The organism is Chlorogloeopsis sp. ULAP02 (genome assembly GCF_038404745.2).
Lineage (GTDB): Bacteria > Cyanobacteriota > Cyanobacteriia > Cyanobacteriales > Nostocaceae > Chlorogloeopsis.
On record NZ_JAYKTT020000017.1, the window covers coordinates 151,233 to 163,519 of the forward strand.

The window sequence follows — 12,287 nt, forward strand, 5'->3', positions numbered from 1 at the left end:
TGTTGGTGTGTTTACTGGGCTGTTGCTCCGGGAGCAACAGCTACAGTGATATGACACGTTGGCTTGCGAATTTGGTACGCACGTCCCTGTGCTCTTGGCTGGAAGCGTTTTAGTACTGGGCCTTGATCTGCATATGCTTTAGTAATAACTAGTTCAGCGCGATCTAGCCCGGCATTATGCTCGGCATTGGCAGCAGCGCTTCTGATCAGCGTTAAGACTGGTTCACAGGCTCGATAGGGCATGAACTCCAGAATGATTAGTGCTTCTCGATATGAACGTCCACGAATTTGATCGAGTACTCGCCGCACTTTGTAGGGAGACATACGTACATAACGGGCGATCGCTTTTACTTCATTAGTAGTATCATTAGCCATAGTTTTCTCCTATGTAGGGACTAGGGACTAGGGATTAGGGACTAGGAAAATAACTAGACTCTAGTCTCTAGCCCCTAACTCCTTTTATCTCCCTGCTTTTTTATCCTTGGCGTGACCTCTAAAGGTGCGTGTAGGAGCAAATTCGCCTAGTTTGTGTCCTACCATTTGGTCACTAACGAAAACGGGTACGTGCTGACGTCCGTTGTGAACCGCGATGGTGTGACCTACCATTTCAGGCAGAATTGTCGAAGCTCGCGACCAAGTTTTGATAACTTCTTTTTTGTTACTAGCGTTGAGCTTTTCAATTTTGCTCAACAGATGATCCGCAACGAAGGGACCTTTTTTAAGAGAACGACCCATAGTAAGAGATGAAGGATAAAGGTTAAAGGATAAAGGCTAAAGGATGAAGAATGAAAAGTTAATTAAGTTTCATACTTCATACTTCATCCTTCCTACTTTTTATGATTCACGACCGCCACGACCACGTTTAGAAGATTTGCGACGACGACGCACAATCAACTTGCTACTTGGTTTTTTGGGTTTGCGAGTCTTCATACCCAATGCTGGTTTACCCCAGGGTGTTACGGGGCCGGATCTACCAATAGGTGCTCGTCCTTCACCACCACCGTGGGGGTGGTCAACTGGGTTCATGACGCTACCTCTAACATGAGGACGACGACCTTTCCAACGAGTTCTACCAGCTTTACCCAAGCTCAAGTTTCTGGCATCCAGGTTACCCACTTGTCCAATGGTGGCATAGCATTCCCGCCTTACCATCCGGACTTCTCCTGAAGGCAATTTCAAGCTCACGTAGTTACCTTCTTTGGCTACTACTTGAGCAGTTGCTCCAGCAGAACGAACGATTTGACCACCTTTACCTGCTTTTAACTCCACATTGTGGACACTTGTACCCAAGGGGATGTTGGCTAGTGGTAAAGCATTACCATCTTCAATGGGAGAATTTGGGCCTGCAATCACTGTTGTGCCAACTTTTAAGCCGTTGGGCTGAAGGATGTAACGCTTCTCGCCGTCTTGATAATGCAATAAAGCAATGCGTGCGTTACGGTTGGGATCGTATTCAATTGCTGCGACTTTGGCTGGAATATTACGTTTATCGCGTTTAAAGTCGATGATCCGGTAAAGTTTCTTGTGTCCGCCACCCCGGAAACGACTGGTAATACGCCCTTGGTTATTTCGACCTTTGTGGCGATGCTTATAGACAGTTAAAGATTTTTCTGGCTCGGTCTTGGTAATTTCCGCAAAGTCGGAAATTGTGACTTGGCGAGTACTGGGGGTATAGGGGCGATAAGAACGAGTACCCATTTTGTTTTAAACCTCTGGGAATAGAACTTGTCTAATCTTCTCTTCGTCCCCAGCCGCCACTGTAACAATGGCTCGCTTGTATTGGGGCTTGAAACCTACAAATCGGCCTACGCGCTTTTTTTTACGAGGTAGATTTGTGGTATTCACCTGTGTGACTTTAACGTCAAACAAGCTTTCTATTGCCGCTTTAATTTCTGGCTTTGTCGCTTTTGGAGTGACTTCAAAAGTATATTTGTTTTGCTCCATCAGCATGGTTGCCCGTTCGGTTACAATGGGGCGACGTATTAAATCAGGAAGTTTTCGGGGGTCAAACTTAGTCACTGTAGACCTCCTGAATTTTTTCTAGGGCTGATGCTGTAACTACGATTTTGTCAGCGTGCAGCAAATCGTAAACATTAATTTGATCAGCAGCAATTAGCTTTAAATTCTCAACATTGCGGGCTGACAAGTATACGTTTTCGCTCCGCTCAGGCACTATTAATAAAGTTTTTTGTTCTGGTTCGGAACCCCAACGAGCGATCGCCGACACTAATTCTTTTGTCTTGGGACGGGCTAGCTGTTCGCTAAAATCTTCTACCACAATCAAGTCATCAGCACGGCTGGTAAAGGCTGTCCGCAGTGCCAGACGCCGTTCTTTGCGGTTCATTTTCAGGTTATATTCTCTGGGTTTTGGCCCAAAGATGACACCACCACCACGCCATAAGGGTGAACGAATAGAACCTGCACGCGCCCGACCGGTACCTTTTTGCCGCCAAGGTTTGCGACCACCGCCTCTGACTTCAGAACGGGTTTTTGTACTAGCAGTTCCTTGGCGAGCATTGGTCAATTGTCTAACCAAGGCTCGATGCACAACATGAGCCGCTGTTTCTTCTTTGGCAACCCGCAACTCAAAGCTTTTCTGCCCGACTTGCTCTCCTTGCCAATTTTTGACTACACATTCAACCATTTTCGTGTCCTTTGTTCTTTGTCATTTGTCAATTGTCATTTGTCCTTGGTAGTTTTTCTTTACTAATGACCAATGACCCAATGACCAATGACTACTTCCCAACTTTCTTTGCAGGCACAATATTTAATAAGGTTCCTGGTTTACCAGGAACGGCTCCCTTAATTAGTAATATGTTGCTTTCCGGGTCTACTCGCACCACAGTCAGCTTACGAACTGTGACACGGCTACCTCCCAAACGACCCGGCGCCCGCTTACCTGGATAGACACGACCGGGTGTTGTACCAGCACCTGTAGAACCAGGCGCTCTATGATTTTTAGAACCGTGCGACATAGGCCCACGACCGAAGTTGTTGCGTTTTTGGTTGCCTGCAAAACCTCGACCAATACTGGTACCTATGACATCTACAATCTGACCTGCACTAAAAATATCTGCCTTAATTTCTTGACCTAAGGAATAATCGCCAGAATTATCTATGCGATATTCGTGTAAGTGACGTAATGATGGAGCAGATGATTTAGCTAAGTGACCTAATAGCGGTTTATTTAGCGCTTTTGGCTTTACTTCACCATAGCCGACTTGAATGGCAAAGTAACCGTCGGTCTGCTTTGTTTTGACCTGGGTAACTGTACATGGCCCTGCTTGGATAACGGTGACAGGAATAGCTACTCCTTCATCGCTAAAAACTTGGGTCATGCCCAGTTTAGTGCCGAGAATACCTACAGACACAGTTACTGGCTCCTTTTTACTTGTTTCCTTGGGAATTGGATTCTTCAGAACGCTGGTGCAGACGTCTTCAAGACTAATTAGCGCTGATTGCGGTACCTCCTAACGAAGTCAGGAACACCTTAGGTAATAGGGTTCCAACTTCTGGGTTTTCACAAGCGTCTGTACCATTTGGTGAATCCACAATTACATTTCACTCATTTCTCACCAGAACAGCCAAAAGAACCTTCCGATTTAGAAGGAGTCACTTTTGGATTTTTTGCAAGGCTTTAAAACCTATGCGCTTGGTGCAGCAATACTTTTACTCAAGCAATTGCTCTGGCACTTTTGGTTGTAGTAGGACTTAGGCAGCGACTTACCCAGTATCCATTTACTAAGACTAATGCAATGCTATAAACCAACATTACTGCTTAGCTTCTACTTGTTTCCTTAAACTATGTGCTTAAGGGCTTACCTGTTTTTTTCAGGGCTGAGAGAGTGAACTTGTTTGACTGCTCAGGGCTGGCTTGAGTTTATAACTCACTCTGCCCTCTTAAGTTAACCTTAAGGCTTATATAGTTTACCAGCCTATTGTCCACTATAGCTAGCCATTTTGGTTTGGAATTTAGCTAAGGACAATAAGATTGCAGACTAATAATTGACCACAATCTAGTAGTGTAGATCAAATATTTATTTTTGTCTAGAAAATTTTTGCATTTATTATTTTTTAGTAGGGAAGCAGCAACAGGATGGGAGTGGGAAGAGGACAAGGGGACAAAAAGAGTAATAAACCAACCACTAAACACTGTACGGGCGGGTTTTGTTGATAATCTTGCTGTTCAAACTGATAATTTATCTTCTAAACCCGCTACGTGGCGTCCAAGACTGCGACTCCCTCACCGCCCTCCGGGCGTCTACGCCACTTAGCCTACCTTTACGGGAAGCCGCTACGCGTTTACGTGACGCGCTGTCTCCCCACCGCACTGGCTCTCCTACTAACCACTCACTAATGACCCATGTGTGGATGAAGTTAATCTAGTCTATAAGTTAATTGTGTAACTTAATGTAACAGCAAACGGTGAATAATAGAGATATCTAGGTGGGATAGGACAAAAATCTATGGCACTAATTACCACTGGTAACACTTTAATTCGCGATCTGGAAAAACATGGCGCTCTTGGTGTGTACGTACCTCTAGAAGGAGGGTTTGAAGGTCGGTATAGACGGCGACTGCGTGCAGCTGGCTATGTCACCCTGCATATGACTGCTAAGGGATTAGGAGATGTTTCTGCCTATCTCACAGGAGTTCATGGTGTTAGACCTCCGCATCTTGGTAAAAAAAGTACTGCGAATGGAGCGGCAGTGGGTTACGTGTATTACGTACCTCCCATTGTCAATTATCAGCTCGAGCAGCTACCACCTAAGTCAAAGGGACTAGTTTTGTGGATCATTGAAGGGCATATTCTTTCTGATGAGGAAGTTGAGTATTTAGCTAATTTGCCCAAATTAGAACCACGAGTCAAGGTGGTGATTGAAAGGGGTGGCGATCGCACTTTCCGGTGGATGCCACTGGAAAAGACTCTGTTAGCTAGTTAGTTGTTAGTTATTAGCCCTTGGTCATTATTAATACTAATGGCCAAGCTCTTTCAATATTTCCACTGAGTTGAGGCGAAATTCATAGGATGTAAATAATCGCTGTGATCAGAATGAATGTCAAAAAACCTAAGAACTAATCAAAATTGATAGCGGATTTCCCCCCTAATTGTATTATCACTAACATTTTCTAGCCCGATCGCTGTCTCATAGTCAATCGCACCTGTAAAATTTTCCGAAAGTATTATCTGCGCTCCGGCAGCTAATTTAAAGTAATTGCGATCAGGTTCATTTGTTTTCGCACGCATGGGTATACCAGGTTGGGTAACGAGTTCCGTGGTAATGGTGCGGCTATCTTCTGCAAATTGATGTTCGTAACTGGCGCGAATATTGGGTATAACGGTGCCGATACCAGTCTTTAATGCTACTGCTATTTGAGCACCTATACTTAAGGTAAATGACTCTGCTTGTTGCTCATCTACTTTCATATTTAAGCTACCAGCTGCTTTTTCTGTGTAGCTATCAATGCTGACGCGATCATATTTCAAACTGAGAGTAGGGCCATAGGAAACACTGCCTGATTTAGCAATGTAACCACTGTTGATATTAACAGAAAACTGCTTGCCTTCAGTGTTAGCAGTTGCTGTGCGATTGTCGAAATCGATTTTACGTTTTATCTCAAAATCATTACCACCATAGCTAATTGCAGCGTTGCTGTAAAAGTCTTTTTGGGCATAGTAACTATACACAGAAATGGCATAACCATTTACTTCAATTTCACCCTTATTTTTACGTAACTCATTATCATTATTTACAACGCCCAATGTAGTTCCCACAGCAAGTTGATCTGTAATGCGATAATCAAAGCCTGCTGTCACACCGGAAGTTGTAGAATCATAACCTATATTTTGATTACTAGAGTTTTGATTACCAAAATTGACATCACCGTTGAGAAAAATAGCTAAACGGTTTGCTGATGGTTTAACAGAAGTATTTCGTAGTGCGAGAAGACGAGCATCAATTAGCTGTACTTGTCTTTTGGCAACATTTAAGGCAATGTCTGCTTGGGGAAGAATATCTTGAGGAGCATTTAGCACCGCAACTGTATATTCTGCTATCAGTTGATGACCACGAGCTGTAGGATGAATACCATCCCAAAATAAATACTGATCTGGATTTGAGCAAAGTGTACCTAAAGCTTGATTAAAACAACGCTCTGTGACATTTGTGTAACCATACTTAGCAGGTTCAGCAAGAATTTCATTAAATAAGGCATTAACGTCTAGAGGAATAATATTAACGTTGCGGTTTTTTACTATCTGTTGGAGGGCGAGATTCAAGTTGTTGTTATGACTGTTAGTTAGGGCGGTAGTAGTGGAAGCTGTTTTTTCTAATCGCTCTTGAGGAGTTTTGCCTAAATCTGGCAAGTTAGGCACAATAATATTGCGAGCGCCTTTATTAATAAGTGTGGCAACTGCGTTAGATAAGTTGTTCACCACTACCTGCGTGTCGGTTGCTCTGCGTTCTGTTGGTTGAATTAAATAATCGTTAGCACCAGCCCACAAGATAAAGAGAGCATCGGAACTAGGATTTCCTGGTGTAGAAGTAAAGTTGTCCAGTTGATCCGGCAAAGATGGTAGCGGTATTTTTAGTGTTTCACTGAGAGCATTAGTATTGCCTGATGTGGAACCACCAATCGCAAAATTATTAGTTGCATTAGTATCTATCTTTAAATCAGAACCTAGTATTTCTACCCAAACTGGGCCGTTAGAAAAACGCCCCTGAAAGTAGGGAGGGCTGAGTGGAAATATGCCTCCTGTTAATCTAAACAAGTTGCCATTATCGGATAGACTATCACCAAAGGTAAAAAGCTGATTGTAATCATCTGCTAAGGCTTTAAAAGGGATAAGGGCTGGGATCAGAGAAAGTGCAATACTTATTTTTTTTACAGTATTTTTTGTCATATACTTTTACATAATTTTGTCTGTAATTGTAATGAAGATAAAGTCAAAATGCCAGTTTAAATTTATGAAAATTATGCAAAAAACAATGTTTTTTCTGTAGAATTTTATGTGACTTATTTAATGGAATTATTAAGCAGATATCATTTGCTACATTAGAATATAGCGCTTGATTTCTGTTATAAAATTGAAAGATAATAATTTATCTGATGTATACTTTAAAAAAAAGAAGTAAGGTGTTAAAAATGAAACAAAGGATTTGCTAAAATTGTATCTTTTATAGCACTAATAAATATATATTTAGCTTGAGAAACTGAATAAGCAATTGATAAAGTCAACATCAAGAATAGTTGGCGAATATTAGAGTGTAAGACATATCTGCGGTTTCGTTTGGTAGTTGGTAGCAGGAGCGTATTGATTTATAGATTCATCACTTAAGAGAAGTTGCTCTTAAAGCTTACGCGTACAGCAGTTATGTAGTTTAGATGTACCTGGGTGAAAAATTTTTGCTCTTAAAAAAATAGAGAAATGATGACAAAGTGATTGGAGAGCAATTGTGGTAATAGCGATCGCATACGCGAGGATTATTGACTCCGTCGTCAGTAAACAATCCAGAGGATTTTTTGCCCCGATTGTGCGCGATGTAGCAAAGAACACGCCAATAACAACGCCGCCGGGGGCGATCGCACTTTTTACCCTATAGTTAGATCTAATCCAGCAAAGACTGCATAATTTACAGCAATTACATAAACAATGGTTAAAAAATAAAGTTGCAGGCAATTGCACCCAATAATAGGCATACTGAATATAAGGACAGCGATTAAACCCACTTGCTGTCTAAAGCATAAAGTTGATGACATAAAAATGAGACGTAAATCCACTGGTAGAACAGCTACTACTCCTAAATCTCCTCTTTTTCAATCTCCAATGTTCAACCTCACCACGCTCGCTATTTTAGGAGGGGTGTTTGTTTTAGGCATTGGTATTGGTATTGCTTTTAGCTCTACAGCTACGTTTACTCCATCCAACGTGGCTTCCCGCGAATTTATTGACACCAAAGCACCAAATCCCGAAACTTGTGTGCAATTTGGAGCTAGCGCTATGGTTATGGACACCAGATTGTTCGTAACACTTAACCCCTTCAATGTTTATGTTTCTCAACCTACAATGCGTCCAGGATGCGTTTTGCGTACTAATAACTGGGCTATTTTAGAGCAACGCAAGCTAGTGACAAATGAACAGGTAAGAGAATGCAAGAACCGTTTGAATACCTTTGGCTATACAGGTGATTTGGGTGAAAAACCAGATATTAACTGCATTTACCAGAATGATGCTGCTAAAAACTTTTTTGTCAATGAACCAGGAGCCGTTGCTCCGTCAATAGAAACGGAAAGATTCTAAATTTATCTGTGAGTTAATCCAAAATCCAAAATCTAAAATCAAATGACTTTGGACTAACTCCTAACTTTTAACTTTACTTAGTTTGGATAGGTAGAGGTTGCCCAAATTCAATAATTTTGGAAGCAGGATCAATCGGTTGATTTTTAGGAGCGGTTGGCACTGGTAAATTAGGAGTTGGAAAAAAAGGAATATTGTTCAAATTACCGGACTGATTTGGAAAAATCGGTGGCGGAAGAACAGAGTTAGGTGTTTGAGAAGAACTATCAGGAACTAGAGGTGGTACAGTAACCAAGGGCTGTGGTGAGGAGTGATTGGGAGGTGGCGGATAGTATAAATTTTGATTTGGTGTGCTGTTATTTGAAGGCAATAGTGGGTTATGTTTACCTGAATTTGGTGTGGAGTTAGTCGAAGCTGGTGAGTTGTATAAACCTGGAGTAGGGGATAAGCTACTAGGTAGAGGTGGAGACTTTTCAGGTATTAGAGATGTACTATTACCTGCTGGGAATGGACGTAAAACCCAACGTGTAGGATTTTGACGAGATAATGCTTGTAGTTGTACGCGGTTGGGATTGAAAATAGTACCGGGTGCTAAGTCAATCACAATACGAGTTACATCTGTGTCAAATTGAGAAACACGGATGCTTGTTATAGCTCCTGAGTAGTTTTGTTGAGTAGAAACATAACCTAATTTAGTAGTTGGTAAATCTACAACAATGCGAGGAGGTTGGGAGAGGTAAAAAAAGTGTGGTTGTGAAGGTGCTGAAAGTCTAATTTCTAACTGGGCTACTTTTGGATCAAAGCGCCAATCTTCCAACTTAACGACTGATTCGGCAGTACTAATGCCAGCATCTAAGGCAAAGATTGCATGAAAGGCAAACAAGTTTATCGGCAACAAATACTTGCCCCAGCACTGAGAAAATAACTTATTCCTGAATTGCTTTGCCATGAGATTATCCTTTACTGGTTAAGTCAATTGCGTTTATTTTTAATAACTGCTTGATTGCTCAGATTGCTGCTGATATTGTTGTGATGTGGCAGTAAATTTGACTGCTTTAGGAAAACTACCTACTTTGATTTGACCGATTAAATTTTCTTGCTCAACTAGTTGCATATATAGGCTAATTGAGCTACGAGAATTCTTATTTTGATTGGTATTTGCTTGTGTTTCTATATTTGCGTTATTACAAAGTACAAAATCAGAGACTTGCCCAGATAAACTTGCTGTTGAATTTTGATATTTGCCTGTGAGAGATTGGTTAGTTTGACTGACAGTAGAAAAATTTTCAGTACTAGTGTTTGCTGGTGATAAATAACCGTTTAAATAAATTCCTGATTGATAAATATTTAATAATATTGGGTTTGATTGGTTGCAAGGAGATAATTTTTCTGCCAACACTATACGATAACGACCGTTAATTTGGGGAGGAGCCTTAAGATTTTTTTCTCCATAGGTAGTTACAGTTTTAAATAAAAGCAAAACTGAACCGATCGCTATACTGTAAAAGGTTAAAGATTTAAAGTTGAAATGGTGCATATAGCAATCCAATGTGATTACTGAATCACTGGTAAAGACAGGAGATAGGGAATAGGGAAGAGGGGGAGAGTGGGAGAGTGGGGGAAGAATTCTTCTCCTTGTCTGTGCGTCATATTGTCTTGTTCTCTTACTTTCCCCTAATTTGTAACTTCCGACTTCATTTCAGTCAGCACCGAGGCGAGATGAGAAGTAACTTGGCTATAACGGCGAGTAATAAGCAGGGAAGAACGGCACTGAATGGCTAGTTCATCTGTGTATCTTCCTAGCGTTTGACGTTCTATACCCCAAGCACGACTTGTGCCTGCAATGGTGAGATCGGCGTTTTGTGAGGCTGCAACGACGGCTTGGATTGGCTCTGTAGCTGCAACGGTGATCATGTCAATGCGATCGCTGATCCTGCTAGGCATTTGTTCGATCAAAGAACGAAACTCATAACTCAATTCATCTTTGACTTGATGCTCTGAAACTACCTGTAAAATTTGTAAGTGGCTAGTATCGCGATTTACTAATAATCTCAGGGCAAGTATCAAAGCTAAATCATCATGAATATTCGCAGAGTAAGGAACTAGCAAACTTTCCAACCGCTCTTCTCCTCTGTCTATAAATACCGCAACATCAACAGCTGCACTAGTCAAAATTTGACCAACTCGTCCACCTAAACGATTATTACTAAAAGCTGGACGATGCCAACCGACGATAATTAGATCAGCTTGTTCAAGTGCGGCTATTTGAGCAGTTTCCCGTGCGACATTATTAGAGACGCGAATGATAGGATGCACATATGAACGAACTGTTGGTGGTTCCAAGCGTTGAATTAACTCTTCTAAATGTTGGCGACGCTGTTGAATTAATCTATCTGCTTCAACGGGGGTACTCTCAAAGGCATAATCTTCCTCAAGTTCGATCAAGCTGAGGGGGTTAACAGTGGCGGGATGTATATTGTTAATTGCGATCGCTGCTGCTAGTTGTACCAAACCTTTTTGAGTGTCAGGATTGGCTATTGGTACTAAAATTCGGTAAGGACGACTAAAATTATCTCCACTTGTAATGGTTTTTACAGCCGTCTCTACTTCCAATTCTGCTTCTATCACATCTAATTTGATCAGCTTTTTCGGATAAGTCCACTCTAGTAGTGGCGATGTCATAAATGTTGTTACCAACGCCATAATTACTAACATGGTGAAGAGTAAGGGCGAAATGACTCCTAACTCCAAACCAATGTTAAGGACTATTAGCTCAGTCAAGCCACGGGTATTCATTAACCAACCAAGAGCAGAAGCCTCTCGCTTTTCAATGCCACTAACTCTAGCTGCTACATAGGTGCCAATATATTTACCCGCGATCGCCACTGCAAGTACTAATGCACACAAAATCCATAATTCAGGGCGATTGAGTAAACCGATTTCCGTCCGCAATCCACTGTAAGCAAAAAATACTGGTAGCAGGAATATTAAGACAAAATCTTCGGTTTTTGTTGCCAATTCCCTTACCAAACCTGCACTCTTAGGCATAATTGCCCCTAGTAAAAATGCCCCAAAGATTAGGTGAATGCCAATTAGTTCGGTGAGCAGCGCCGAAGCAATGACGCCAATGTAAATTGAGGCGAGAACAAATTGATTCAGGCGTCCGGTGCGACGATAATAGGTAGCAAGGCGAGATAGGAAAATCCGTCCTAGTGTAACCATCACGCCTATGTATACTAAACTTTCTATAATTGTAGGAAAAGCACTAGCAAAACTGCCGGTACGTGCTACAGCGATCGCCACCGCTAATATGCACCAAGCAGTCACATCATCTACAGCAGCGCAAGTTAGCGCTAAAGTACCCAATCGCGTTCCCTGCAAGTTGTTCTCGGTAATAATTCGTGCCAGTACTGGAAAAGCAGTAATCGACATTGCCGCTCCCAAAAAAAGGGCAAAGGCTGTAAACGACACACTAGCATTGGAAAGCAAAGGATAAATCAGTACCGCCAGCAGAGTTCCCAAGGAAAACGGTACTAAAATACTGACATGGGAAGTCAAAATTGCTATTTCTAAATTGCCACTAATGTATCTAGGATTTAGTTCCAACCCAATCAAAAACATAAAAAAGATTAGCCCTACCTGAGATAAAACATTCAGGAAGGGGGCTGTTTGGGCTGGAAATAAAGTAGCTGCTAGCCCTGGAGCAATTAAGCCAAAAAAAGAAGGGCCGAGCATAATTCCAGCTACAATTTCACCAATGACGAGCGGTTGGTTAATCCACCGGAATGCCAATCCTACTAGCCGAGACAGCCCAATAACAATTAGCACCTCTATCAAAACGAGAACAACTGTGTGCATAGTTTCCTCACAAGCGACTATCCGGTGTTCCTAAGATGATTCTGTAAATCGCTTGAATATGTCAACCGTTGTAGCTCACTTAACTTTTTTCTTAGTTACTGGCTATGTTAATTGTTGTTAAGTAGAAGGCA

General features: G+C 41.7%; 13 protein-coding genes. 3 read left to right on the plus strand and 10 right to left on the minus strand.

All coding sequences use genetic code 11. The annotated features are described in order from the left end of the window. Positions 1 to 11 precede the first annotated feature (11 nt). The 6 genes from rplV to rplC form a co-directional block, all read right to left on the minus strand. Positions 12 to 374 (minus strand): 50S ribosomal protein L22, encoded by a 363-nt coding sequence (rplV, locus tag U2718_RS09205; RefSeq protein WP_341997527.1) that lies wholly within the window; start codon positions 372 to 374, stop codon positions 12 to 14. A gap of 84 nt (positions 375 to 458) precedes the next feature. After that, positions 459 to 734, minus strand: coding sequence for a 30S ribosomal protein S19 (gene rpsS / locus U2718_RS09210; protein WP_289790495.1), 276 nt, complete (start codon positions 732 to 734; stop codon positions 459 to 461). A gap of 99 nt (positions 735 to 833) precedes the next feature. Continuing rightward, positions 834 to 1,697: a 50S ribosomal protein L2 gene (gene rplB / locus U2718_RS09215; protein ID WP_341997529.1), complete on the minus strand. Its 864-nt coding sequence runs from the start codon at positions 1,695 to 1,697 to the stop codon at positions 834 to 836. 6 nt (positions 1,698 to 1,703) lie between these two features. Further along, entirely contained in the window at positions 1,704 to 2,018 is a 315-nt protein-coding gene (locus tag U2718_RS09220) for a 50S ribosomal protein L23 (protein WP_341997530.1), read from the minus strand. Continuing rightward, on the minus strand, positions 2,011 to 2,643 hold the full coding sequence (gene rplD, locus U2718_RS09225) for a 50S ribosomal protein L4 (protein WP_341997532.1): 633 nt from the start codon (positions 2,641 to 2,643) through the stop codon (positions 2,011 to 2,013). Before rplD ends, U2718_RS09220 begins: the two co-directional genes overlap by 8 nt. A gap of 91 nt (positions 2,644 to 2,734) precedes the next feature. Beyond that, positions 2,735 to 3,370 carry a 50S ribosomal protein L3 gene (rplC, locus tag U2718_RS09230; protein ID WP_341997533.1) on the minus strand — a complete coding sequence of 212 codons (636 nt, stop codon included), beginning with the start codon at positions 3,368 to 3,370 and terminating at the stop codon, positions 2,735 to 2,737. 1,095 nt (positions 3,371 to 4,465) lie between these two features. Between rplC and U2718_RS09235 the strand changes: the two genes are divergently transcribed. Further along, complete coding sequence (locus U2718_RS09235; RefSeq protein ID WP_341997537.1) at positions 4,466 to 4,942, plus strand: NAD(P)H-quinone oxidoreductase subunit N; 477 nt, start codon at positions 4,466 to 4,468, stop codon at positions 4,940 to 4,942. A 137-nt stretch (positions 4,943 to 5,079) separates the two neighbouring features. On the opposite strand, the gene U2718_RS09240 is transcribed toward U2718_RS09235, so the two are convergent. Continuing rightward, entirely contained in the window at positions 5,080 to 6,903 is a 1,824-nt protein-coding gene (locus tag U2718_RS09240) for an autotransporter domain-containing protein (protein ID WP_341997538.1), read from the minus strand. A 553-nt stretch (positions 6,904 to 7,456) separates the two neighbouring features. Here U2718_RS09240 and U2718_RS09245 point away from each other — a divergent pair. Next, positions 7,457 to 7,603: a hypothetical protein gene (locus tag U2718_RS09245; protein ID WP_341997539.1), complete on the plus strand. Its 147-nt coding sequence runs from the start codon at positions 7,457 to 7,459 to the stop codon at positions 7,601 to 7,603. Positions 7,604 to 7,764: 161 nt separating this feature from the next. Continuing rightward, positions 7,765 to 8,301 (plus strand): DUF3172 domain-containing protein, encoded by a 537-nt coding sequence (locus tag U2718_RS09250; protein WP_341997541.1) that lies wholly within the window; start codon positions 7,765 to 7,767, stop codon positions 8,299 to 8,301. A gap of 73 nt (positions 8,302 to 8,374) precedes the next feature. Here the strand turns inward: U2718_RS09250 and U2718_RS09255 are convergent, their stop codons facing one another. From U2718_RS09255 to U2718_RS09265, 3 genes are all read right to left on the minus strand, one after another. After that, complete coding sequence (locus U2718_RS09255) at positions 8,375 to 9,247, minus strand: AMIN domain-containing protein (protein WP_411813254.1); 873 nt, start codon at positions 9,245 to 9,247, stop codon at positions 8,375 to 8,377. A gap of 39 nt (positions 9,248 to 9,286) precedes the next feature. Beyond that, on the minus strand, positions 9,287 to 9,835 hold the full coding sequence (locus U2718_RS09260; RefSeq protein WP_341997543.1) for a hypothetical protein: 549 nt from the start codon (positions 9,833 to 9,835) through the stop codon (positions 9,287 to 9,289). A gap of 137 nt (positions 9,836 to 9,972) precedes the next feature. Continuing rightward, positions 9,973 to 12,156 (minus strand): cation:proton antiporter, encoded by a 2,184-nt coding sequence (locus U2718_RS09265; protein ID WP_341997545.1) that lies wholly within the window; start codon positions 12,154 to 12,156, stop codon positions 9,973 to 9,975. Between the last annotated feature and the right edge of the window lie 131 nt (positions 12,157 to 12,287).

Bases quoted from the DNA above. Each gene is read 5' to 3' on its own strand.
- U2718_RS09260 (WP_341997543.1), bottom strand. From the start codon at position 9,835: ATGCACCATTTCAACTTTAAATCTTTAACCTTTTACAGTATAGCGATC.
- rplD (WP_341997532.1), bottom strand. From the start codon at position 2,643: ATGGTTGAATGTGTAGTCAAAAATTGGCAAGGAGAGCAAGTCGGGCAG.
- rpsS (WP_289790495.1), bottom strand. From the start codon at position 734: ATGGGTCGTTCTCTTAAAAAAGGTCCCTTCGTTGCGGATCATCTGTTG.
- U2718_RS09265 (WP_341997545.1), bottom strand. From the start codon at position 12,156: ATGCACACAGTTGTTCTCGTTTTGATAGAGGTGCTAATTGTTATTGGG.
- U2718_RS09250 (WP_341997541.1), top strand. From the start codon at position 7,765: ATGAGACGTAAATCCACTGGTAGAACAGCTACTACTCCTAAATCTCCT.
- U2718_RS09235 (WP_341997537.1), top strand. From the start codon at position 4,466: ATGGCACTAATTACCACTGGTAACACTTTAATTCGCGATCTGGAAAAA.
- rplB (WP_341997529.1), bottom strand. From the start codon at position 1,697: ATGGGTACTCGTTCTTATCGCCCCTATACCCCCAGTACTCGCCAAGTC.
- U2718_RS09240 (WP_341997538.1), bottom strand. From the start codon at position 6,903: ATGACAAAAAATACTGTAAAAAAAATAAGTATTGCACTTTCTCTGATC.
- rplV (WP_341997527.1), bottom strand. From the start codon at position 374: ATGGCTAATGATACTACTAATGAAGTAAAAGCGATCGCCCGTTATGTA.
- U2718_RS09255 (WP_411813254.1), bottom strand. From the start codon at position 9,247: ATGGCAAAGCAATTCAGGAATAAGTTATTTTCTCAGTGCTGGGGCAAG.